Below are 23,873 nucleotides of genomic sequence, written 5' to 3' on the forward strand. Positions count from 1 at the left end.
TACCTATATTACCCTAATGAAAGAATCTACCCAAGAGCCGCCCCAGCCCGTATCGTCCTCGAACCGCTTCAGCGTTGGGACGTTGACCTACACCAAGTCAGGTGTGGTGGCGTTGTTCGGCTGGCTACTTTGGGGCGACTTTTGTTTCCAAGCCATGGAGTCTCTCAACCCGGCGTTCATACCGCTCAAGCTGCGGAGTCTGGAGGCGCCGAATTGGGCCATTGCGCTGATAATGACCACGCTTCCTGGTATGCTTAATATGACGGTGTCCCCTTGGGTGAGCTTCAAAAGCGACCGCCACCGCGGGCCGCTGGGGCGCCGGATTCCCTACATCCTCTACACGCTGCCGTTTTTGACCGGCTGCCTTCTGCTGCTTGGCTTTTCCGAGCAGATCGGCAAAGCCCTGCATGGCCTCATGCCCACCACTTGGGGGCTTACGCAGTCCACAGTTACGATCGCCTGCATTGGCGTTTTTATGGTGGCCTTCAAGTTCTTCGACATGTTCGTGAACTCGGTCTTCTGGTATCTTTTCAATGACGTCGTCCCACGCAATTTCATGGGACGCTTTCTTGGTCTTTTCCGTGTCGTATCGAACTTTGAGTCGATGATTTTTGGGTTCTTCATCTTCAAGCATGCGTCGACCCACATGACCGAAATCTACGTGGGTGCGGCCATCGTGTATTCCATCGGCATGGGCCTCATGTGCTGGAAGGTGAAGGAGGGCGAATACCCTCCGTTGCCTCTCGAAGAAAAAGCACGTAGCGGCTTTCTTGCCCAGATAAAAACCTACATCACCGAGTGCTACAGCCAGCGCTACTACTGGAATCTATTTTTGTGCACTGCCTGCTGGGCCATCGCGGGCACGCTCGGGATTTTTAATGTTTTTCTACAAAAAGATATTGGGCTCGACCTCGCGCAGATCGGAATGATCGGCGGCGCCGTGAGCTTCATGAACATGTTGCTCACCGTCCCGGCCGGGGTGCTAGGCGACCGCTTCCATCCCCTGCGGGTACTGGTGTGGGTGAAGCTGGTGAACCTGTTTTTTCTGCCCCTAGGCCTGGTCTGGCTGTTCTTCGATTTTTCCCCCGCCACCGCGTTCAACATCGCGATCTCGATCAGCGCTATCAATCTCCCCTTCACCGTCCTCACCGAGGCCATGCTGATGCCGATGAACATGCGCGTGCTGCCGCTGGATCGCTTCGGACAGTTCTGCTCGGCTAACGCGCTGGTGCGCGCTCTGGCCTCCATCTTGGGTGGACTCCTAGGCGGGCTTTTTCTCGACCTCATGAAGTACCTCCACGACGGCAGCGATTACGCTTACCGCTACATTCCGGTATGGAGCATTTGCTGGAGCGCCATCGCCCTCTTCTTCCTCTGGCGCTTGTATCAGGACTGGAAGTGTCGGTCTCGCGTGGACTAATGAACAGCAGCACGGCAACGACCACTGGGCAGGTGAACTCCTTGAAGACTTCGAGTCACGCCGCCCGCTCTCTTCGGAACAACGCTCCGGACTCCCCTCGGAGCTTGCCGACAAGCTTCAACAAGCGGTCCCCTTCATCCCGCTCATCGGCTTTCCAGCGCTGCGCCCCGCCGTCGCCAACGACATCGATCACAACCTTGAATTCGCACAGCTCGTCATTGCACTCGGACGGCCCGGCAGCCTGCTCATCGGCATCTCTACCACCGGCAAACGCCGCCAATATTTACACAGCCGCCGAAGTCGCTCGTGCGCGCTGGCTCAAGGTGCTCGGACTGACCGACGAATCCAGCGGCAGCCTAGCCGGGCTTTGCGACCTTATGCCACCGCGTGTCCGGCACCCGCACCTTGGAAATCCATGAACTCCACCTCCCCATTTATCACACCCTCTGCCTGATCATCGAAAACGAATTCTTTAAAAACTGAAATGTTAAGCCCTAGAGGCAAAATAGTCACGACATCCCGATCACCTCAACCTAAGCAAATCTCGAAATGACTCCAACCCTACATCCACTCCGCTACCGCCAGATCCACCTCGACTTCCACACTTCGCCGCACATTCTCGGCATCGGGCAAAAATTCGACAAAAAGCGCTGGCAGGAAACGCTTCAGACCGCCGCAGTCGACTCGATCACGCTGTTTTCAAAGTGCCACCATGGCTGGAGCTACCATCCGACCAAAGTCGGAAAAATACACCCTAAACTTTCCGTCGACCTGCTGCGCAAGCAATACGAGGCCACTAAGGAGGCGGGCATCAACGCACCGGTCTACCTCTCCGCAGGCGTGGATAACCTCGCTTCCTACGACCATCCTGAATGGCGCGAGGTAAACAAGGACGGCACCTATACCGGTTGGGCCAAGAGCTCGCTCCAGGCCGGGTTCCACTTGATGGATTTTCACAGCCCCTACCTTGATTACCTCTGCGCGCAGATTCGCGAAGCGGTTCGCCTGTTTCCGGATTGCGACGGCATCTTCCTCGACATCATCAACCAGAACCAATCCTGCGGGCGCTGGAGCCTCGACTTCATGAAAGCCAACGGCTTGGATCCCGAAAAGGAGGAAGATCGGAAGGAATCTTCACGGCTTGCCCTGGAGAAATACTATCAGCGCACCACCGAGGCAGCAAAATCGCTTCGTGCTGATATGCCGATCATCCACAACGCCGGTCACATTTCGCGAGGGCGCCAAGATATTTTACCGTATTTCAGCCATCTGGAACTCGAGTCCCTCCCGACCGGCGGCTGGGGCTACGACCACTTCCCGATGTCTGCCAAGTATGCCTGCAACCTTCCGCTCGACTTCCTCGGGATGACGGGAAAATTTCACACCACGTGGGGCGAATTCGGCGGCTACAAACATCCCAATGCCCTCCGCTACGAATGCGCGGCGATGCTGGCCTACGGTGCAAAATGCAGCGTCGGAGACCAGCTTCACCCGAATGGCACTCTCGACGCCTCGACTTACGAAATCATCGGCGAGGCCTACCGCGATGTTCGTGACAAGGAACCATGGTGCGTCGGCGCCGAGCAGGTCTTCGATCTCGCCATTCTTTCCAGTGAAGCCGAAAGCCGCACCCAACGCGAAGCGCTTTCCGACGAGGGATCGTGCCGCGTCTTCCTGGAGAGCCATTTTCTCTTCGGACTGATTGATCGGACGATGGATTTCGCCCGCTACCAGGCGCTTGTTCTACCCGACGACATCCGGATTGATGCGGCGCTGAAAGCTAAGCTCGACACCTACCTCGCCCAGGGCGGCAAACTGATCCTCTCCGGCGAGAGCGGGCTCTGGAAAGAACGCGCCGAATTCGCGTTCGATATCGGTGCGGAATACGACGGTCTCAGCCCGTATTATCCGCCGGACAACGAGCGCAATCGCGGCCACGACTACCTTCTCCCCGTGCCCGAATTACGCGCCGCTTTTGTCAAAATGCCACAAGTTATGTATGAGCGTTCGCATCGTATCCGTGTGACAAAAGGTGAATCACTCGGACAGATATTCGATCCCTATTTCAATCGGAAGTGGGACCATTTCTGCAGCCACCAGCACACACCGAATCAGGAGGAGCCCTCGGGCTTCGACTGCGGTGTGCGTAACGGTAGCATCATCTACTTTGCGCATCCGGTCTTCCGGAATTACCGCGCTTATGGGGCGGTGGCCTACCGCGAGTTTATCGTAAAGGCGATTCGTGCATTCTTGGGCAACACGCTCACGCTTTCGACTAACTTGCCTTCCACCGCGCGGGTCACGCTCACCACGCAGCCGAAAGCAAACCGCCACGTTCTGCACCTGCTCTATGCGCCGACGGTGAACCGTGGTGGCGTCATACAGCTCTCAGGCGGGACCGTATCCGGCGGCAAGAGCGTGGAAGTGATCGAGGATTTGCCTCCCTTGCCTGGCGTCGAGGTCACCCTGACCCTTCCCTCCAACATCCGTGGCGCGCGCCTCGTGCCACAGGGTGCCGAGCTCTCGCTCGAGCGCGTCGGCGACCGTGTGACTCTCCGCCCGCCGGAGTTCTCATGCCATCAGATGATCGAACTCCACCCCTGAGTTCCCCCCCTTTCTTTAAATCCCCAAAAGCATGACCTAAAACCCAAGCGCCACAGGCGCACCGCCCGCCAAGGTTTTTCACGTCAGGCCCCCTCACCTACACCAAAGCCGCGCTCTTCTCGCTCTTCACGTGGCTCCTTTGGGGAGGCTTTTATGCCCAGATAGCCGCCGCGATCACTCTCGCTGGGTCACCGCTATAACCAATGCCCCCAATAATCACTCTGTTTTTCTCCACCGATCACACCTTCACAATCGCGACTTCCTGCTCGCACGAGCCTGTGGAGGGGGCGCGCGGTTCCGCCGAATGCACCGGAGCTGAGCTATCCCGGTTCTGTCGTTGCGGATGTGAACGCGGAACGGGCGCAATTCAGCCGCGTGGTAAAGGCAGATCATGGTCTCGAAAATGACGCGCCCGACACACGCAACATTTTTCGCACGGATGCAAAAGTCATTGTGGCGCGGCTACAGGCCAACGGACTGCGTGTCCGCGACGCGGTCAACGGTGTTGGCGCCGTGGTTGTGAACGGCAAGAAAACCAGCAATTACGCGGTGGAGGGACCGGGAACTGGAATTCTGAATGTGCCAGTATTGTATTCCGCAGATGCCCACTGCGCGACATAGAAATCTGGCTCCCCTACGCCGAGTCCGTCGATTTCCTTGGGCTGACGGTCAACCAGACCGCGCAAATTCTTCCGATGAAGCTGCCTGACCGGCTGCGTTATGTGGCTTACGGCGATTCGATCACACAAGGGTATCGCGCGTCGGATGCGCTTGCGGCTTATCCGGTGCTTGTCGCGAAAGCGCGCGGATGGAAACTGACCAATCTCGGGCTTGGGTGGCGACAGGCCACTTCTGATGGTCGGTTCATCGGTTCAATGCCGGCTGACATCATTACGATTCTGATCGGATTCACAGCCATCCCATAGCCCGCGAAAAAGAAGGTTCGGACAGGGTGCTTGATGCTGCCAGAAGGCAGTATGCGTCCGGTCTCCGACCTCGGATGAGTCATAGCATCGAGCCAAAGCCATGTCATAATGGTAACCATTCTGACATAGCCCATGGTCCGTAATGGTTACCAATACGAAGAGCGCCTACGCTCCCTATGCCTGCGATCAGCGGGTAGCAGGGACCAACTCGACTATGCCGGTCGGCTGCCAACGCGCTGGAGTCAGCGCTCCGAGGTCGTCGCGGTTAGTCATACGGGGCAGGCGGGTGAGCACGTCGCGAAGGTAAACAAAGGGATCTTTGCCGTGGCGTTGGCAGGAGACGACCAGCGAGTAAATGATCGCCGAGCGCTGGCCGGCGTCGGGGTGGCCGATAAACAACCAGTTCTTTTTACCAATGGCCGAGGGGCGGATGGCGTTTTCCACCAGGTTGTTGTCGATGCGGGTTTGGCCGTGGCGCACATGAGCCGTCAGCGGCTCCCACTGGTTGAGCAGGTAGGTACAAGCTTTGCCCAGCAGCGAGCGGGGCAAGACCCGCGTTTGCAGGCGCTGCGCCAGCGCCCGCAACCAGCGCAACGCACGGGCAAAGTGTTTACCTCTCAGTTCGGCGCGAACATCCGCCTGGGTAACCCCGGCTTCGTCCCAACCCCGCTCATAGGCATAAAGTCGGCCGATCAGCTTGAGCGCAACCCGCACTGCTTTTGGGTTTTCAGTCTGCGCCTCAAAAAACTTCCGCCGGGCATGCGCCCAGCAGCCCACCCAGCTGACCTCCGGGTGCTCGCGGGCGTAACTCGCGTAGGCTTCATAGCCGTCGGACTGCAAGACGCCCCGGTAGTCGTCGGTGAGCAACGTGGTCAGTTCGCCGTGGCGACGCGACAGTCGCCAGTCAAAGACCACGTCGCCACCCGGTCGGCTGACCACCCAGAGGTATCCTTGACTCGTGCCCCCGCGTTTTTCATCGGGGTCGTTACATTTGATCGGGGTTTCGTCGGCTTGTATATAGCCGCCCGCCAGCAGCCCCCGGTACATGTGTTTATAAAGCGGTTCGAGACAGTCGGCCGTCATGCGGATCCAGTCAGCAATGGTCTGGCGGCTAATCTGCGCACCCCAGCGCGCCGACATCTGCTCGAGTCTATACAGGGGCAGATGATCAACATATTTGGACAGCACTACCCAGGCCAAAAGTCCCGCCGAGGCGTACCCGCCCTGCACCACCCGAGCCGGCGCCGGGGCCACCACCGGCGGCTGCATCCGGTCCGCTTTAACCCGGTACTTCGGGCGGATGATCTCGCGCTTAAACAGCTGCGGCGGCACCACATCGACCTCAAAGGTCCGCTCTTCACCGATACGCTCAAAGCTTTCCGGCTGCGCCTTCACTTCCTCCGGATCGATCACCACGGTCTCTTTGACCGGCAGCTTGGCAAACACTTCGGCTGCCACCGGGCGCTTTTCCACCGCCCGGGCCCGCTCGTAACTGATCAACTTGGTCGTCTCCACCACCGCCTCGGCCAGCTTTTCCAGTTCACCGAGTTCGAGCTGCAATTGCGTCCGGTCCAAGCGCTCGCTTTGCCCGCCGCCGAACAGCTTTTGTTTGAGCCAGCCGATCTGCGCACGCAGGTTCGCGATTTCCTCTTCAAGGAATCGGATCCGCTCGTTGGCTTGTTCCAGTGATGACACTCAAGCCGTTTATAGCAAATGACATGCCAACTATTACGGGCCGCGCTCATACCATGCTTTTTGGCAGCCATTTTTTAAATCGATGCCCGCCAGCAGCATGGTCAACGCCTCCGGGGTGAGCGAGAGTTTCACCCCGTTGCCGCCCAAGGGCCAACTAAACCTAAATCCGGCAATAGAAAGTGCGGCCGGCGGGCGTTGCCCGTCGGATAGATGAGGGTGGAGAGTGCTGCGGCAGGCTGAACGGAAGCGCGATCAGCTTGGGGCGGTGGCCAAAGGCGGTTCAGGGCCGAGTACAGGGAAGTTTTCCTGTAAAATCCTCGCTACGATTTGCCCCCAGCGCTGGGCGACACTCCATTGCTCCGCATTATGAAGGATACCATGTAACCATCTGGCCAGCTTTGTGATGAGTTCACTCAGGCGAGGTGCCTCGGCATGGCTCAAGCGCACGTCCAGGCGGCGTTGACCGGAGTGTTCGCTCTGCCGGGTCGCTCCGCAGAGCAGACGGGGACGTGTACTCACCGCCTCGTGGTGCTGACCGGGTTGAAGCAGGCGGTGATAGAGCGTCCACCAGTTGTAAACCAGTGCGGCCAAACGCGCGGCGTGCTGACAGGAGTTTAGCTCCTGGGAGGTAAACCCCGACCAGCTCCACTGGTTCTTGAGCTCGTCGAAGGGGTTTTCCGCGCCCCCACGTTCCCGATACAGGGTGGCAAGGGTAAGGATCTCGTAGGGCAGGCTCGTAACGAGGATCTGATGTTCGTAGATGATCGGCTCGCAGGCGGCCGCGTCGGGGATGTTCAGCAGCAAAGCGTGGTCGGCTTGCTCGCGCACGAGGCGGCGGCGGGCCCGGGGGTGGCGTTGGTCGTTGAGGCGACGGCGCAAGACCACCACACGTCGGGCCCGGTTCCAGCCTTGCAGGCGCAGGCAGCTTTCGCAGCCCTGCCAGCCTTGTCCGGCGTCGGTCCAAGCGGTGGTGGTGGTGCGTTCAAGCGCGGCCACCAGCTCGCGGGCCTTGGCGGTGCGGCGCAGTTTGAACAAATAGTTGAGTTTACGCGCTTCAGCTTCACTGAGCAGCGCCTCCTGGCCATAGGCGCAGTCACCGCGCAAAAGATGGGGCCGGCGCTCGGCTGGCAGTCGGTCGATGAGCGCCCACAGCCCCGCAAAACCATGTCCGGCGGCGGATTGATCGCCGGGGTGCACCTCCACGTCCAGACACAGGCGCAAGGTGGCGATCCAGTAGGTGTGGTAGGCGTGGCTGGGGCGTCCGGGCTTTTGCGGGTTATAGCCGATGCTGGCACCTTCCTGACGTCCATAGATGGGCTTGATGGTGACATCGATGTCGAGGATCCACTGGTTATCCAAAAACCCATGACAGGTTTGGTCGAGGTGACGCCGCAACCAGTCCTGCCCCTGCTCGGCACCGATGCGAGCCAGCGCCCGGCGCACACAATCCTCGCTGACAATCGACTTAAGTCCGAGCAGGCTCGGGGCAATGTCGTCGCCGCGCAGGGCCGCGAGGTGCGCGTAGCGATAGTGCCCGGAGAGCATCCCCAAAAGCAGGGTTCCAATCACGTCGCGAGGGCGGTGTGCGCGGTTGCTGCTGTAACAAAGCGGCGTGTCCGCAACCAGTGCCTCGAAGCCTCCTGTCGCACACAAGTACTGCGTGAAAAACACCAGTGCCCCCAAGGGGCTCACCGGCAACTCTGGGGCGAACTGCGCACGAAAACGTCCTCCGGGTGTATCCACAATCAACACCTCGGCGGCATCGCTTGGCGTTGCCTTGTGATCAGGGTTTTCTGACTCACCCTCGGGGTGAGCTTTTTCCGGCGGTAAAAACGGCGGCATATGACAGCCAAACAATCACCTGCGTGATTTTTGGCTAGTTTCTATTGCCGGATTTAGGCTAAACCGGCCCTGCTCCAAGCGCTTGGCCAAAACCCAAACCCCGCTACCGTCCCAGTAGAGCATTTTCAGTCGGTCTCGGCTTTTGTTGGTAAAAACAAACAACGCACCCTGGCGCGGATCCTCCTTCATCCGATCTTCGGCCAGAGTCCACAGGCCGTTAAACTGTTTGCGCATGTCCACCGGCTCGATCGCCAGGAAGACTTTTAGTACCGAGGGAAAGCCGAGCATCTTGAGTCACCCCCGCAAGGCTTTGACGAGCTCAGCCAGCGCCACCGCGTCGGCCCCTCGAACCACCAGCCCGTCGGGCAGCGTCACGCTCAACGAATCGGCGTCACTGCTCAACGCGCGCTGGGTCGAGGCGGGCAGGTTCACTTCAGCAAACCGCACCTGCTGTTGCGTGCGAATCGGATCACGTTGGCGCAGTGGCACTGCGGTACGCTCGCGCCGCCCCTGTACCCACGAGGCAAATGTCGGATAATTAACCCCTGCACGCCGCGCAAACGCGGCCTGTGTCAGCCCGCTTTGCTCGTACTCATTTAGCAACTCCTCGCGCCGTTGCTTCGGCGTAATTCGCCGCCCCTTTGTATCCCGCTTGGTTTCGTCCACCACCAAATCCGCTGTGATCATTTTCATCCAGCCACTTTACCCTACTCAGCCCTTCTGCGGTAGTGGGTCTCCGGCCAGACGCTTACAGAAGGCAGGTGTGAAAAACAAAAAGAACGCCCGCCCGAACCAATGTAAAACAAATATCCTGAGGCAGCTCGGCGAACCAGCGCCGATTCATAGCGGGAAGTTTACCGAGGTAAGTGCGCGGAGCGCGCGACGGTCATGATTTTCGGACATGTGGGCGATAAAGTCGGAGGTATAAAGGTGGCGTTTTTTAGTTCGTTGACCGCGCCAGTGCATGAAAAGGCTGTTGGCCCAGCGGTTGAACATACCGTGTAGGCGAACCGCGTTCGGGCGGCGTAATCGGCAGCGATCATCCTGGCGCGAGGCGTCGAGCCGGGCGTGCAAACCGGTTTCGATCGCCCAGTGCGCGATGTTGACCTCCAGCCATTGGGCGGGAGTTAACTCGGCGGCGGGACGACTGGTGATCAGCTCAATGGTCTCGGGTGACTTGCCGTGGCGTTTTCGGCAGATTCTCGCTGCTTGCGCCACCAGGGGGAAGCAGGCGCTTTCCGCGCTCAACTCGCGCGCCACCAGGGTGCGCGTCACGGGGTGCTTCTTTTCCTTGCTCGTGCGTTGCTCGGCAGCGGGATCTTTTAACGGGTCAAAAAAGGGGCGCCCGGATCGGGCACTTGCGCGGCTACGATTTTCTGCAGGCCGGGCTGGTTGCCTTTGACGGTGAACAGGTAGTCGCCGCCATGCTCCATTACGATCGCCCGCGCGGTGTCCGCTTGGGTATGCAGGGCATCAAGGCTCACGAGTTTATCGACCAAATCGAGTCTCTCACACAGGGCGCGGGCGGCGGGAATCTCGTTACTTTTTTCGGCGACGACCTCGCTGCCGAGATAAAACAAGCTCGGCGAGGTAACCGCGGTCACGACGTTTTGTCCGCCGCTGTGCTTGGGGACTTTGCCGTCGATGACCACGATCTCGCTGTCGGGGGGCTCGCCTCGCACCTGACGTTGGTGGGCGAGTAAAACCTCCTCGATGCGCGAGGCCTGAACGCGGGCGAACAGCCGACTAAAGGTGGGCTGGCTGGGAGCGCCGTATTTGCCGCGGCGGCGGATCACCCCGAGGGCTTGGCGTTGGACCGGGGAGAGCCGGCGGGCGAAAGCGGCCAGGTCACGTTGGCCGCGGGGTGCTCCGGCCAGATAGGCCGCCGCCGTGATCGCCAGCAGCGCGTGCAAGGGATAGGCCCCGATGTAGGCGCGGTATTCAGGCACTTGCCGGAAGGCCTCCGCCAGGCTGATTAAATCGGGGGCCTTCAGGGTACTTCGCACCGGAACTTTCGCCTCCACCGCAGCCAGCGAGGGTTTGATCTGCCCTGCCTGAAGAGCTCTCCGGGCCCGGGGCTCCAGCTCGCGCACAAACAAGCGCTTGGGCTTGGCGTGGTGCTCGTAGTAATCGCGCGACTTACGCGTGTTGCCCTTGGTCAGGCCCAACTCGGTCCACCCGGATGCCTTGTATACACTTCCCGTAAAACGCTCGGGGTCGACGAAGGTTTCCACGACGAGCACGGGGTGCTCGTAACGCGACTGCCAGTCGGCACTGAGCCGGCCGAGCACCCGGCTCAAAACCGCCGAGCCCAAGTTGGGCACCGCCGGCTTGGGCAGCAGCAGGAACCGCACGTTGTTGACCACCAGCGCCAATCGGCGTCGGCGCTGTTCGCCACTCCAGCCAATCCACGCCTCCCGGCCGCGCAGGTGCAGCGCCGCCGCCGCAAACACCAGCACCGCCACCCAGGTGCCCTGCGCATCGCTCACCGCGTACAGCAGCCGCTCGCCCACCGGTTTCACCGCGCCCAGATAGTGATGCTCCTCAAGCAGCCCCTGCGCTCGGGCGTTTAACTCGGGGCTGTCTAGTGCTTACTTGCAATAATAAGTGATATTTTATCCGCTTTGTAGATGGGACGAAAAGCCGTGCGAATCACTTGTAGCGAGGGGGATCAGCAATCCCTAGAAAAACGGGCAACCAGCCGGATTGAGTCGAGGCAGCGAGTTGAGCGCGCCCGGATGATCCTTGGGTGCGTGAGTGGCGAGCAGGTGCAAGAGGTGGCGCGCCGCTGCAACACCAGGCCGAACACCGTAATAAAGTGGAGGGATCGCTTTGTGCTGCTTGGCATGAAGGGGCTGGATGATGCGGCACGGCCGGGCGCGAAGCGCACCTACGGTGAGGACTTTCGAGATCGGGTGCTGGCTTTATTGGAAGGGCCACCCCCTCCGGGGCAGGCGCGCTGGGATGGTCCAGCGGTGGCCCGTGTGCTCGGCGGCTCGGTGCACGCGGTCTGGCGAGTGCTGCGCAAGGAGGGCATTTGCCTGCAGCGCCAGCGCTCGTGGTGCGTGAGCACTGACAAGCAGTTCGCAGCCAAGGCAGCCGATATCGTCGGGCTCTACCTGAGCCCACCGGAAAAGGCATTGGTGATAAGTGTGGATGAAAAGCCTGGCATCCAAGCCCTAGAGCGCGCCACCGGTTACGTGGAGACCGACAATGGTAAAATCGTCCAGGGACTCAAAAGCACCTACAAGCGCCACGGTACACTCAACTTGTTCGCTGCCCTTGATGTGGCCACGGGCTTGATCAAGACGCAGAAAACCACCCTTAAGCGCCGGGAGGAGTTCCTGCTGTTCATGGACCAAGTGGTGGCGGATCACCCGCCCGAGAGAGAACTCCACGTGATTTTGGATAATTATTGCACCCACAAAAAGTGCGACGCTTGGCTCGCTCGGCACCCCAATGTCCACTTCCACTTTACCCCAACCTCGGCGAGTTGGCTCAATCAAGTTGAAATCTGGTTCGGCATACTAACAAGGAAGGCGCTACGGGGCGCGAACTTCAGAAGCGTCGCCGAACTTAGTCAGGCCATTGACGCTTTCGTCGCCGCCTACCTGCCCAATGCCAAGCCGTTCAAGTGGCGCAAGCGCGAGGTCAAGGGAAGCCAACTCAGAAATACTATCATTAATCTACGCAATTAAGCACTAGCACCTGCACCTGCAAGTGGCGCAGCGAAATCACCTCCCCTTGGGGGTTCGACGGGTTCGTTTCGGCCGGCATCATTCACCCAGCCAAAATGATTTCCTGGGGCTTGTCCCGCTTATTCCGCTCCTTTGTTAGTATTCAGGTGTTTAGCTGTTCAATGAATCGGCGGTGCCGAATCCCCGCTTTAGCGCATTTTAAATACGGTTATAGCCGAGATCGGCTCGAAGTAGCGCAGGCTTCTAGCCTGCTTTTCTGATGAGCAGACTGGAAGTCTGCGCTACTTCAGGCGGCTACAGCTTAATTTGAAATGCTCTGAACCACTCGATTTATCACTCGAGACGGAGGGAATTGTAGTCGGCAACCTGTGCGCGGCAGTGATCAGCGAGTCGGTGTGCCGCCTGCTGGCCTAAAGACCGGCCAGCGTCGTGCGGATAACGGCTAGAGTTCGCGCCACCGCGCCTTGGTTCGCCACTCGCCAAGCTTGGGCTGCCTGCGACATCGCCAGCCGCGCCGGCGCATCCGACCACAGCGCCAGCACGGCCGTCCGCAACTCCCCGGCATCGGCCACCGAACGCGCCGCGCCGACCGCGCGCATGTCCCGCGCGATCACGCGGAAGTTGCTCAACTCCGGCCCGAAAACCACCGGTTTACCCAGCGCCGCCGCCTCGACCGGCGTCTGGCCCTCGTGATGGGGCGGCAGGCTTTTGCCCACAAACACCAACTCGGCCAATTGGGTAAACTTGCGCAGTTCTCCGGTCGTATCGCCCACCGCGACCTCCACCGCCGCGCCCGCCGATGCCGGCCCGCGCGAGCGAAAGTGATAGGTAAAACCGCTGGCTTGCAGCAGCGCCTCGATCTCGCCGCGTCGCTCGGCGTGACGTGGCACGAGCAACAGCCGCACAACCCGGCCTTCGCTGCGCAACGCCTTAAATACGTCGAGCAACGCCGCCTCCTCGCCCGGCCAAGTCGAGGAACCAAGCAGCACCGCTTCCTCGCCGAAACCGAGTTCACCGCGCAACGCGGTTTTTTCGCCGGCGGTGAGCAACGGGATACTCACGTCGAGTTTGATGTTACCCGTGATGGTGATGCCCTTCGGCGCCAAGCCGATCGCCCGAAAACGCTCCGCGTCGTGCTCCGAACACGCCAGCACCTGGGTGATGCCCCGGAACAGCGGCGCGGCCAGAGCGCGCAGCTTAAACATGCGCCGGAAACTGCGGTCGGAAAGGCGGGCGTTAACCGCCAACACGGGCACGCCGCGCATTTCGGCTTGGCGGATATGCTCGGGCCAGCGCTCGCCCTCGGTGAGCAGCACCATGTCGGGCGCGATGCGTTGCCAGGCGCGCCGCGAAAACAGCCACCAATCCAGCGGAAAATACCCAATCGCCACCGTCAGCGCGGCGTAACGCTCGCGCGCCAGCGCATAACCCGTGCTGGTCGTCGTCGTCAGGTAAACCTCCACGGCCGGATCGGCGCTGAGCGCCTCCAGCAGCGGGGCGATGGCGAGCATCTCGCCCACGCTCACCGCCTGCAGCCACACCCGCCGCACGCCCGCACGCTTGGCCGGCAACACCGGGGTCGCCCCGAAACGTTGGCCAAAGTCATCCTGATAACCGCCGCGCCGCCGCATGCGCAGCAGGTAATAAGGCGAGGCCAGCAGCATCGCCGGCGGAAACAGAAAACGGTAAATCCAGATCATCGAGAGCGGCGAAAACTTAGCGCGAATCGCCGGCAGCTGAGTCGGAGGCGGCGGCCTTCGGCGCGTTGTCCTTCGGTTCGGCGGACAAGCCGTCGCCACCCGCAACAAACGTGAGATTAAACAACGGCAGCAGGCACAACAGTCCGGCCACCGTGAGCCCGAGCACCGCATAACCGGCCACATCATGCACGGTACCTTCGATCGCCTTGGGGCTGTAATTGTAGGCCCATGCCGTGAGAAACAGGCTGCGTGCGAGATTGGTTAAGAAGGCAAAACCAATGGCCGAAATCACCAGGCCAACCTTTTTCCAAAGCTTGTCCAAAAACACTGCTGCCAAAAACGAACCGGCAAACAAGCAGGCGGTAAACGAACGGATACCCGAGCAGGCCTCGGCCACGCCCACATCGCCCGTGGGCAATTTGAGAACGTTACCCTGCTGCTCGATGGACAAACCTAGGGTGTCGAAAACGAAAAACACCACGGAGGCGACCCGGTTGAGCATGAACAGGCTCAGGTTGTTCTCGATCACCGAGACCATGGGCGCCGAAACCAGCCAGACCAACGCGGGAAACAAAAACATGACCACCAACTTCACCCGTGCATCCGCCCACAAGCCGACGCTGCCTGGAACCGCGACGGGCGCGCGAGGAGCCGAATCGGGCTCGGTTGCAACGGGTGCTGTCGCCGGTTCAGGCGCATTGAGCAACAGGAGCGGCAGTACCAATGCGCCCGTGCCCAACGACAGCGCGAGTGTTCCGGGATACGACGAGCCGGCTCCGGCGCGGTAAAGTGCGCCGATTAAAAACAGCAGCGCGCCACCGGCCAGCGCCGCGTAAGTGAGAAAACCCAGCGTCCAACCGGCTGCGCCGCTCGCCCGCGGACTCGCAGGAGCTTGGCATACCTTGATAGCACCGAGAATGCGTGGCCAGCGGTCATGCACGACAAACGCCACGAACGCCGGCACCAGCCAGCCGAAGCCGTAGTCCTCTTTGGTGCTCCACCAGTGGGACTGATCCCAGGCGACGAAACCCATGAATCCGGCGCACAGCAGCAGCGCCGACAAGAACGAGGCGGGCACGGTAGCGGTCCAGTCTTTCCAAAGGCGCGACAGCATAGAAGACGCCTTCATTGACCGAGCCCGACGCCGCCCGCCAGAACTTTCGCCAAGGAGCGATCATGCAACCGCGCCAACGTTAGCAGCGCACACACAGCGCCGATCAGCGCGAGTGCCATATCTGACTGCGTATCCCATACGTAACCCTGAGTGCCGAGGAACGCCTCGGCATCCGCCCCACACCACTCCGCCACCCACCATTCGATCAACTCGTAAAAAGCGCTAAACGCCAAACACACTGACACCACCAAAAAACCTAGCCAGCGACTCGGCTGGACGTTGTGCCGGCCTCCCAGCGGCGAGGTGCGAAGCAAGAGTTCGCGTACTAAAATCGCGGGTACGAAGCCCTGGGCAAAGTGCCCGAGTTTATCGTAGTTGTTGCGCGCCCCCCCCAGCGTATCCCGCAGCCAATCGAAAGCCGGCACCGCCGCATAAGTATAGTGTGCCCCGACGAGAAGAACCACGCAGTGCAACCCCGCTAAAACGAGCAACAAGGTGGAAAGCGGAAAACGCTTTTGCAGCGCGACCAGCAAGACCGCCGCCAGCACAAAAGGCCCCGCCTCCAGCCACCACGTGAAACGGTCGTGCGGCGAAATCCACGACCAAACCACGACCGGCGCGAGCAGGACAAAAAACCAGAGCAAGCGGCGGTCGAAGTTCATCATACTGCGGTGAACACCAGCGAGCAGTTGGTGCCGCCGAAGCCAAAGCAGTTGGCCAGCGCAGCACGCACCGGCTTACGCACGGCGACGTTCGGCGTGACGTTGAGCCCCAGGGCGGCGATCGCCGGGTCGAGGTTGTCCATATTGATCGTCGGCGGCACCAGCCCCTCGTGAATCGCCTTCACCGCGGCAAACGCCCCCATCGCACCCGCACCACCCAGAAGGTGGCCGGTCATGGACTTCACCCCGCTCACGTGGAGCGTGGCTTTGTTCTCGGCAAACACCGCCGCGATCGCGGCCGATTCCTCGCCGTCGCCGCCCGGAGTCGAGGTGGCGTGCGCCGAAACGTAGTCGATCGCCGTCGCCGGCAGCTCCGCCGAAACCAGCGATGCGCGCATCGAGCGCTGCGAGCCTTCCGCGCCCGGTGCGAGCGAAGACAAATGGTAGGCGTCGGCCGAGGCGCCGTAACCGCGCAGTTCAGCGTAGATGCGCGCACCGCGTTTCACCGCGTGCTCATACTCTTCGAGCACAAACACCACCGCGCCTTCGGCCAACACAAAGCCGTCGCGATCCTTGTCGTAGGGGCGCGAGGCCTTTTCCGGGGCGTCATTGCGCGTCGACAGGGCGCGCATTTGGGCAAAGGCGCCGACCGCCAGAGGCGTCACGGTGGACTCCGCACCACCGGCGATCATCACCTCGGCATCGCCACGGGCGATAGCCGCCGCCGCCTCACCGAGCGCATGGCCGCTGGTGGCGCAGGCCGAGGCGACCGCCATATTCGGCCCACGAAAATCGAGCAGCAGGCTCACCTGGCCAGAGAGCAAATTGGGGGCGATTTGAATAATGAAAAACGGCGAAATTTTCCGAAAACCGCCTGCGTTAAACGTCTCCTGCATCGCCTCGATCTCGGGCAGACCGCCCAGGCCCACGCCGAGGTTTACCCCCATACGCTCGGGGTTCAGCGACGCACGGTGCGCATCCAGACCGGAGTCGGCGTACGCCTCGACGGCGGCGGTGGCGCCGAGATGGGTGAAGCGACCGAATTTCTTGGCGTCTTTGGGGGTGAACACCGAAACGAGCGCCTCGCCCTCGGCACCACGCGGGTGCAGCGGTTGGGCGAGGGGTTTGGTGGGATCGAAGCCTTTGACCTCGCCGGCGATCTGCGCGGTGCAGCCGGTGGCATTGAACCGGGTGATCGGACCAATGCCCGAACGGCCGGCCGCAAGACCGCCCCAGGTATCAACGGCGTTCAACCCCAGCGGGCTGACCGCACCCAGACCGGTGACCACGACACGACGACGCACGGAAGGCTTAAAATTATTCATGAATGAGGATGAAAACCGCCATTCAACGTCAGCGTCGGGCCCGGCGACAATTTAAAACTCCACGCCGCTCGCCGTCGATTTGGTGGACGCGAGCCGCACCGATAGCGCCTCGTCCGCACGAGCTTTGACTTTGGCCACGGCGGACTATTTGGTCCTGCCATCTTTCTACCGATGTCGCAGCTTCACCCTTATTGGCGCATGGAATACATCGAGGCACCGCGCATGCCCGAGTTAAAACGGCCGTTCACCGAGTTGCCCCTGCTGGGCGACGACCGGGCCGCGCTCATCGTTCACCGCAGCCGGTTGTCGTACCTGATGCTCAACCGCTTCCCGTACAATCCAGGGCACCTGCTCGCCATTCCTCTGCGCGAGGTCAGTGACATCGAGGAACTCACCGACGAAGAGAGCGCCGATCTTTTTGCGATCATCACTTTTGCAAAAAAACTCCTGCGCACCGCGATGAAGCCCGACGGTTACAACATCGGGTTTAATCTGGGCACAGCCTCGGGCGGCAGCATCGCCCACCTCCACGGCCACCTGGTCCCGCGTTGGAATGGCGACAACAACTTCATGCCCGTCCTGGGGCAGACGCGCGTTCTGCCGCAAGCACTGGAGTCGACCTGGGAGCGCCTCTCCGCCGAAGCCGCCCGCCTCGCCACCTCCGCCTAAACCGTATGGCGACCAAAACCCTCCGCTTCCCCTCAGCTCGCCACCTCCACCTGCTCTACGCCGGCCGGGAGGACAACCTCGGGTGCGTTGAAAAACTCCTCGGTGTGACCCTCGTCAGTCGCGACGATTGGTTGCAAATCGACGGCCCCGAAGCAGCCATCGTCCAAGTGGAAGCGTTGTTTGGCTACCTCAACGACGCCCGCACCCACGGCCTGCAGATCCGCAGCCCCGACCTGGTGCGTTTTGTCGAAATGATCGCGCGCGGCGAGGCCGACGACTTGCGCGAACTGTTTGCCAAACCGCTGGTGATTGCGACCAACCGCCGGACCATCGTACCCAAGACCCTCGGCCAAAAACTCTACCTCCAGTCGATCCAAACCCACTCGCTGGTCTTCGGCATCGGCCCGGCCGGCACGGGTAAAACCTACCTGGCCATGGCCGCCGCCATCTCCGCTCTGCTCAAAAACGAGGTGGAGCGCATCATCCTCACCCGCCCGGCAGTCGAGGCCGGCGAGGCGCTCGGTTTCCTCCCCGGCGATCTTAACGAAAAGATCCTGCCCTACCTGCGCCCGCTTTACGATGCGATGGCCGACATGCTCAACCCCGAGGATGTTGCCCGGCTGACCGAGAAAAACATCATCGAGATCGCCCCACTCGCCTACATGCGCGGCCGGACCCTCTCCAACGCCTTCATCATCCTCGACGAGGCGCAAAACACCACGCCCGAGCAGATGATGATGTTCCTCACCCGGCTCGGCGACGACTCGCGCATGGTCGTCACCGGCGACATCACCCAGATCGACCTACCGCGCGCCAAACAATCCGGGCTGCTCGAAGTGCAACGGATCCTGCGCGACGTGTCCGGTATCGCGTTCCACCAGTTCAGCGGCGCCGATGTCGTCCGGCACCCGCTCGTGCTCAAGATCATCGAAGCCTACGACCGCTACAAAAACCCTATCGCCAATGGCGACGACTCCGGCGCCACGCGCTGACCAGAAATGATCCCCTTTCTCGCCAAGCTCATCGAGGGCAACCAACCCCGTACCCGCAAGACCGCCACGGTCTCCGGAACGGTGGAATTCCTGGAAACCAACCGCCTCGTCACCCTGCTGATATTTGCGGCCACAGCAGCGGCCATTGCCACCATCAGTTTCGTCGGCATTTCGAGCGCCACTCTGCCGGTCCTGCCCAATCAGGTGGCCAACATCCGCATCCTCGCCAGCGCCCCGTTTAGTTATCCCAGCGCCGAAAAAACCCGCCTCGCCGGCGAGCATATCCGCGATCGCCTGCCGCCCATTTACCGCCTCGATTTGGATGCACTGATCCAATTCCAAGGTCATATGCGCGAACTCGTCACCCTGATGGATGAGTTTGAGCGCACCCACCCCACCGGAGCGGTGCTGCCAGCCAAACGCAAAGACGACTTCGCCGCCCTCGTGGCGACTTTCAACGCCCTTGGGCCCTACCAAGTCTCCGTTCCCGACTTAGCCATCCTCTTTGCAGCTGGGCCCAGCGCCACCCGCGCCGCCCTCGTCGAGACCGGCCTGCGGGTCCTTAGCGAGATCCACCATGAGGGCATCCAGGACGTGCGCACGTTGGGCGTGGAGGGAGCCGAGATGCTGACCGTTTCCCAAATCGTCAATGCCGACGGCTCGATCGCCCGCCACGCCTCAGTGTCGGTTGAACAGGCCTTTAACACCCTTCGTATCAACTTGGGGGTTGAAACAGGCGGTCGCGATCTAGGCCTGCCCCTGTACCGGATTTTCCGCAACGGCATCACCGCCAACCTCATTTTCGACCATGCCGCCACCCGTAGGCTGCAGGAAAAGGCACTGCGCGACATCAAGCCGGTCATCGTTGAAGTCGCCCGCGGCCAAACGTTGATCGAGCCCGGGGTGCGCGTCACCGCCGAACAATACGAGATGCTCACCGCGCACCGCCAATACCTGCTCGCCCACGGCGACATCTCCCTGGAGGAAAACATGCAGCTGTTTGGCCGCGTGCTGCTCGTGCTCGCCATGCTCGTGGCCAGCATCTTTTACATCCGCATCGAGGATCCGGAAACCCTTCGCAGCAACGGCCGCCTCGCCCTGCTCGCCCTGGTGGTCATCTTCAACTTGGCTCTCGTCCGTGCCAGTTATGCGCTGGGCAGCCTGCCCTTTTTCGTGAACGACTCGGTGGCCGGCTCGTTGCTGCCCTACTTCGCCCCCGTGGCGATCGCGCCCTTAATCGTGGCCATCCTGATCAACGCCGGCTCGGCCATTTTCATGGCCCTGTTCGTCTCGATTTTCACCAGCCTTATTTATGGCAACCGCCTCGACCTGCTGGTGCTCACCTTCCTTTCCTCGGTCGTTGCCATTTTCTGGGGCAGTCACACACGCAAGCGCGGCAACGTCGTGCGCGCCTCCAGTTTCGCCGGCCTGACCGTGGCCGTCTTTGCCCTTTTGATCGGCGTTATCGACCGCCTTGAGGCCCTCACCATTGCCAAACACATGGTCGCCGGCCTTGCCACCGGTCTACTCACCGGCGTGGTCGTCGTCGGCCTGTTACCCGTGCTCGAAGGGCTTTTTAAGCGCACCACCGACATCACCCTGCTCGAACTCACCGACTACAATCACCCGCTGCTTCGCCTCATGCAGCTGGAAGCGCCCGGCACTTACCACCACTCCTTGGTGGTTGCTCAACTGGCCGAAAACGCCGCCGCCGAGATCGGCGCCAACCCGCTGCTGGCCCGTGTTTGCGCGCTGTTTCACGACATCGGTAAAACCGAGAAACCCGAGTACTTCACCGAAAACCAGCGCGACGGCGTCAACCCGCACGACTCCAGCAACCCGTCGCTGTCCGCCTTGATCATCAAAAGCCACGTCAAAGACGGCGTGGATATAGCGATCAAACACAAGCTGCCCCGCGCCGTCATCGATGTGATTTCGCAGCACCACGGCACCAGCCTGATTCGCTATTTTTATAACCGTGCGGTCAGCCACACGCGGCAGTCGGGCACCACCGCCCACACCGCGTCCAACCCATCCCGCGACCCGTTCACCTCCACCGCGCCTGGGCTCGACGCGGTCCCCGTCTGTGAAACCACCTACCGCTACGACGGACCCCGGCCACGGTTCAAGGAAAGCGCGATCATCCACCTCGCTGACGGCGTCGAGGCCGCTTCACGCTCACTGCGCAAAGTCACCCCTCAGCACCTAGGCGAAATCATCGACCAGATTTTCCACCACCGCATAGAGGACGGCCAACTCGACGAAGCCCCGATCACCTTCGACGAACTCTCCCGGATCAAGACCAGCTTCACCTTCACCCTGCTCAACATGCTCCACGGCCGCGTGACCTACCCCGCCGCCGAGGAACCCGGCGAAGTTCAACGAACCAAGTAACCGCTCCAGTTACTTCGAATCGACCGCGCCCCCACCCTCCGTCACTCGCCGCGCCTTCCGTAACTCTTCCCGTCCACCGCCACATGTCTCGCCCCCTCGACATCCTCAATTCACACCCGCGCCTGCGGATCGACAAAAAGGCCATCGGCCGCGTCATCGCCACCCTCGATGCCCACGCCGACAAATTCCGTGGCGGTTGCCCTGCCGGCGAACTCTCCCTCGCCTTCATGAACGACGCGAAACTGGCCCAGCTCCACGCCGACTTCCTCGACGACCCGACCACCACCGACGTCATCACCTTCGAGGGACAGCCCGAGTTTGGCGTCGCCGGCGAGATCTGCGTTTCCGCCGACACCGCCGCTTCCTATGCGAAGGAAAACGCCCGCGATTTCAGCGAGGAACTGACCCTTTACGTGGTTCACGGCTGGCTCCACCTCGCCGGCTACGACGACCTCCAGCCAGCCAAAAAACGCCTCATGCGCGCCGCCGAAGCCCGTGCGATGAAACTGCTCCACGCCGCCGAAGCGGTGCCAAGTTTCGCCCTCACGCCGCTTCCGAATCGTTCTCGTTCTCTTACTCCTACTCGTTCTCCTGCCCGATCCGTATCCGGCCGCCGCGCGCCAAAACAAGGCGCGAACGCAAACGCAGAAGAGAACGAGTAAGAGTAGGAGAACGCGAACGATTTCAAAAAAACTCCGTGGCCGGCCCTTCCCTCACCACCGACGCCTACGTGCTGCGCCCCTGGCCGCCGACCGACTCCTTCCGGACTTTTTCCGTTTTCACTCCCGTCCACGGACTGCTGCGCATCCTCCAGCGTATCCCCAAAAAAAACACGTCCGACCACCTCGCGCTCGACCTCTTTGACGAGGTCACGCTCCAGCTCGAAGGCAGCCCGTCGGGGGACGCCTGGTTCGTAAAAGAAGCCCGTTTGCTCACCCGCCACGCCGGAATTGGCCGCCGTTATGAGTCCCTCGTGCACGCCTCGGCCTTGGCCACGCTGGTCACCCGCAACCCCGGCCCTGACGACAGCCACCCGGCCATCTTTAATTTGCTGCGCACCGTTTTCACCTCGTTCGCCGCGTCCGACCGCCCCGACATCGTTTACCTCAAAAGCCTCTATTGTTTCGCCCGCGACGAAGGCCACCCCTTGAAACAACACTGGTTTCCAGCGCTCCCCGACGCCGACCGCCCCCGGGCCATCGAATTGATCAACCAGCCCCTTGTCGGCCAAACCGCCGCCCCAGCCGACGTTGCCCGCCTGATCGCCGCCCTTGAGCATTACCTGCGCCTCCACACGGAGATTCACCTTTCGTAAGGTAATTTCCTGGGGTCCTATGGAGCCACCAATTCCCATTCTACGCTCCACGCCCGCCACTCTGTGACCTTCGACCTCGATCAACGCACCGCTTCGCTGAGCATCGGCGAATTTGCCGCGTTCACCATCGGTCCGCGCGAACCCTCCGATCACACCGGCCCGCAAGGCCTGTGGCGCGCCCGCCTCGGCACTCGTTGGCACCAGGAGCTCCGCGCCACCGCCTCGGTGGCCACGCCAGCGACCACCTTCGAAGTCCCCCTAACCGGGCAGGTTTTCCATGGCCGGCGAGAAAAAGGGGGGCCGGAATGGCACTTAATTAGGCCCGACCGCCCCAACGGGGCGCTCTACCACAGCCTAGTGTAGTGGACGATAAATAACACTACTTATTATTGATCGATGAGCGGGCGCGCTGAACCTTGGCGAGGATGTCGGAGGCCTTGGCAGTCCAGATGAAGGGTTTGGGCGAGCGGTTATGATCGGCCAAGTAGGTTTCGATGGCAGCGAGCAGTTCGTCGAGGCTCCTGAAGATGCTGCGGCGGAGGCGATTGACGGTAAGATCACGGAAAAAGCGTTCGACCATGTTCAGCCAGGAAGCCGACGTTGGGGTAAAGTGGATCGTGAAACGAGGGTGCTTGGCCAGCCAGCGGCGGACCTTCTCGTGCTTGTGGGTGGCATAGTTGTCGACGATGAGGTGCAGGGGCTTGTCGGGCGGGGTGCTCGCGTCGATCAGGCGCAGGAACTTCAACCATTCCTGATGGCGGTGGCGTTTTTGGCAGGTACCGATGACCTTTCCGTCGGCCATATTGAGGGCGGCGAAGAGTGTTGTGGTGCCGTGACGCTTATAGTCGTGGGTTTGGGTTGCCACCTTGCCTTGTCGCAAAGGCAGGCCGGGTTGGCTGCGGTCCAGAGCTTGGATCTGGCTTTTTTCATCGCAGCACAAAACCAAGGCGTGCTCGGGGGCGTTGAGATAGAGCCCGACGATCTCCTCGAGCTTCTCCACAAAGCGCTTGTCCTTCGATAATTTGAAGCCCCGCACCAGGTGCGGTTTCACTCCGTGGTTGCGCCAGATCAAGCCTACGCTGCTGGCGGCCAGTCCGCTGACTGCCGCCATGCGCCGCGTGCTCCACTGTGTCGCCATGGGAGGTGTTTCCTCCAGTGTGCGCCGTATCAGTTCGGCCTTGTCCTCCGGCTTGATCTTGGCGCGACGACCTCGCCCGGCACGGTCCCGTAGCAGTCCCGGCAACCCCGACTCCAAATAACGCCCCCGCCAGCGCGCCACCTTCTGCCGACTCATTCCCAACTTATTGCCGATCCATTCGTTGCCGTTGCCTTCAGCGGCAAGCAGCACGATCCGGCACCGCTGGGCATGCTTCTGCGGTGTGCCGCCTCGTTTCGCCCATGCGCTCAATTCGGCCTTCTGCTCCTCCTTCAAATTAACTGGGGCTGCTTTTCTCATTCAGCTACAGACGCTCGGCCGTTAATTTAGTTACGCTATTTCTCGCACACTACACTAGGAT

Annotated in this window: 22 protein-coding genes; 11 read left to right on the forward strand and 11 right to left on the reverse strand. The window is 61.0% G+C overall.

Annotation, left to right across the window (positions count from 1 at the left end; all coding sequences use genetic code 11):
* The first annotated feature begins 16 nt into the window (after positions 1-16).
* From H2170_08890 to H2170_08905, 4 genes are all read left to right on the forward strand, one after another.
* The gene (locus tag H2170_08890; GenBank protein MCS6300200.1) at positions 17-1,420 is read left to right on the forward strand and encodes a hypothetical protein; all 1,404 of its coding nucleotides are present in this window, start codon (positions 17-19) and stop codon (positions 1,418-1,420) included.
* Positions 1,421-1,969: 549 nt separating this feature from the next.
* Positions 1,970-4,024, forward strand: coding sequence for a hypothetical protein (locus tag H2170_08895; GenBank protein ID MCS6300201.1), 2,055 nt, complete (start codon positions 1,970-1,972; stop codon positions 4,022-4,024).
* A gap of 345 nt (positions 4,025-4,369) precedes the next feature.
* Positions 4,370-4,645, forward strand: a complete 276-nt coding sequence (locus H2170_08900) for a hypothetical protein (GenBank protein MCS6300202.1) — start codon at positions 4,370-4,372, stop codon at positions 4,643-4,645.
* A 74-nt stretch (positions 4,646-4,719) separates the two neighbouring features.
* The gene (locus H2170_08905; protein ID MCS6300203.1) at positions 4,720-4,950 is read left to right on the forward strand and encodes a hypothetical protein; all 231 of its coding nucleotides are present in this window, start codon (positions 4,720-4,722) and stop codon (positions 4,948-4,950) included.
* Positions 4,951-5,136: 186 nt separating this feature from the next.
* On the opposite strand, the gene H2170_08910 is transcribed toward H2170_08905, so the two are convergent.
* The 6 genes from H2170_08910 to H2170_08935 form a co-directional block, all read right to left on the reverse strand.
* Positions 5,137-6,645 (reverse strand): IS66 family transposase, encoded by a 1,509-nt coding sequence (locus H2170_08910; protein ID MCS6300204.1) that lies wholly within the window; start codon positions 6,643-6,645, stop codon positions 5,137-5,139.
* Between the two features lie 252 nt (positions 6,646-6,897).
* A complete protein-coding gene (locus tag H2170_08915; protein MCS6300205.1) occupies positions 6,898-8,487 on the reverse strand; it encodes a transposase in 1,590 nt (529 codons plus the stop codon).
* 15 nt (positions 8,488-8,502) lie between these two features.
* Complete coding sequence (gene tnpB, locus H2170_08920; protein ID MCS6300206.1) at positions 8,503-8,775, reverse strand: IS66 family insertion sequence element accessory protein TnpB; 273 nt, start codon at positions 8,773-8,775, stop codon at positions 8,503-8,505.
* A 6-nt stretch (positions 8,776-8,781) separates the two neighbouring features.
* Complete coding sequence (locus tag H2170_08925) at positions 8,782-9,174, reverse strand: hypothetical protein (GenBank protein MCS6300207.1); 393 nt, start codon at positions 9,172-9,174, stop codon at positions 8,782-8,784.
* 153 nt (positions 9,175-9,327) lie between these two features.
* Positions 9,328-9,762 (reverse strand): hypothetical protein, encoded by a 435-nt coding sequence (locus H2170_08930; protein MCS6300208.1) that lies wholly within the window; start codon positions 9,760-9,762, stop codon positions 9,328-9,330.
* Between the two features lie 47 nt (positions 9,763-9,809).
* Positions 9,810-11,009, reverse strand: a complete 1,200-nt coding sequence (locus H2170_08935; protein MCS6300209.1) for an ISAs1 family transposase — start codon at positions 11,007-11,009, stop codon at positions 9,810-9,812.
* 108 nt (positions 11,010-11,117) lie between these two features.
* Here H2170_08935 and H2170_08940 point away from each other — a divergent pair, with 108 nt between their 5' ends.
* The gene (locus H2170_08940) at positions 11,118-12,185 is read left to right on the forward strand and encodes an IS630 family transposase (protein MCS6300210.1); all 1,068 of its coding nucleotides are present in this window, start codon (positions 11,118-11,120) and stop codon (positions 12,183-12,185) included.
* 410 nt (positions 12,186-12,595) lie between these two features.
* On the opposite strand, the gene H2170_08945 is transcribed toward H2170_08940, so the two are convergent.
* From H2170_08945 to fabF, 4 genes are read right to left on the reverse strand one after another with little or no spacing between them, the layout of a single operon-like run.
* Positions 12,596-13,885: a 3-deoxy-D-manno-octulosonic acid transferase gene (locus tag H2170_08945; GenBank protein ID MCS6300211.1), complete on the reverse strand. Its 1,290-nt coding sequence runs from the start codon at positions 13,883-13,885 to the stop codon at positions 12,596-12,598.
* Between the two features lie 16 nt (positions 13,886-13,901).
* Positions 13,902-14,999, reverse strand: a complete 1,098-nt coding sequence (locus tag H2170_08950; GenBank protein MCS6300212.1) for an exosortase/archaeosortase family protein — start codon at positions 14,997-14,999, stop codon at positions 13,902-13,904.
* A gap of 11 nt (positions 15,000-15,010) precedes the next feature.
* On the reverse strand, positions 15,011-15,661 hold the full coding sequence (locus tag H2170_08955; protein ID MCS6300213.1) for a DUF2238 domain-containing protein: 651 nt from the start codon (positions 15,659-15,661) through the stop codon (positions 15,011-15,013).
* Positions 15,661-16,986 carry a beta-ketoacyl-ACP synthase II gene (gene fabF / locus H2170_08960; GenBank protein ID MCS6300214.1) on the reverse strand — a complete coding sequence of 442 codons (1,326 nt, stop codon included), beginning with the start codon at positions 16,984-16,986 and terminating at the stop codon, positions 15,661-15,663. The genes H2170_08955 and fabF overlap by 1 nt, the downstream gene beginning before the upstream one ends.
* 171 nt (positions 16,987-17,157) lie before the next feature.
* Between fabF and H2170_08965 the strand changes: the two genes are divergently transcribed.
* The 6 genes from H2170_08965 to H2170_08990 all read left to right on the forward strand — a co-directional run bounded on the left by H2170_08965 (position 17,158) and on the right by H2170_08990 (position 22,719).
* Positions 17,158-17,655 (forward strand): HIT domain-containing protein, encoded by a 498-nt coding sequence (locus H2170_08965; protein ID MCS6300215.1) that lies wholly within the window; start codon positions 17,158-17,160, stop codon positions 17,653-17,655.
* Positions 17,656-17,660: 5 nt separating this feature from the next.
* The gene (locus H2170_08970) at positions 17,661-18,647 is read left to right on the forward strand and encodes a PhoH family protein (GenBank protein MCS6300216.1); all 987 of its coding nucleotides are present in this window, start codon (positions 17,661-17,663) and stop codon (positions 18,645-18,647) included.
* Positions 18,648-18,653: 6 nt separating this feature from the next.
* A complete protein-coding gene (locus H2170_08975) occupies positions 18,654-21,041 on the forward strand; it encodes an HDIG domain-containing protein (protein ID MCS6300217.1) in 2,388 nt (795 codons plus the stop codon).
* A gap of 83 nt (positions 21,042-21,124) precedes the next feature.
* A complete protein-coding gene (gene ybeY, locus H2170_08980; GenBank protein ID MCS6300218.1) occupies positions 21,125-21,703 on the forward strand; it encodes an rRNA maturation RNase YbeY in 579 nt (192 codons plus the stop codon).
* Between the two features lie 35 nt (positions 21,704-21,738).
* A complete protein-coding gene (locus tag H2170_08985) occupies positions 21,739-22,356 on the forward strand; it encodes a hypothetical protein (protein MCS6300219.1) in 618 nt (205 codons plus the stop codon).
* Between the two features lie 63 nt (positions 22,357-22,419).
* Entirely contained in the window at positions 22,420-22,719 is a 300-nt protein-coding gene (locus tag H2170_08990; GenBank protein MCS6300220.1) for a hypothetical protein, read from the forward strand.
* Between the two features lie 16 nt (positions 22,720-22,735).
* Here the strand turns inward: H2170_08990 and H2170_08995 are convergent, their stop codons facing one another.
* Entirely contained in the window at positions 22,736-23,812 is a 1,077-nt protein-coding gene (locus H2170_08995) for an IS630 family transposase (GenBank protein MCS6300221.1), read from the reverse strand.
* Positions 23,813-23,873: the final 61 nt, after the last annotated feature.

Origin of the sequence: Opitutus sp., from assembly GCA_024998815.1 — a bacterium.
Taxonomy (GTDB): domain Bacteria; phylum Verrucomicrobiota; class Verrucomicrobiia; order Opitutales; family Opitutaceae; genus Rariglobus.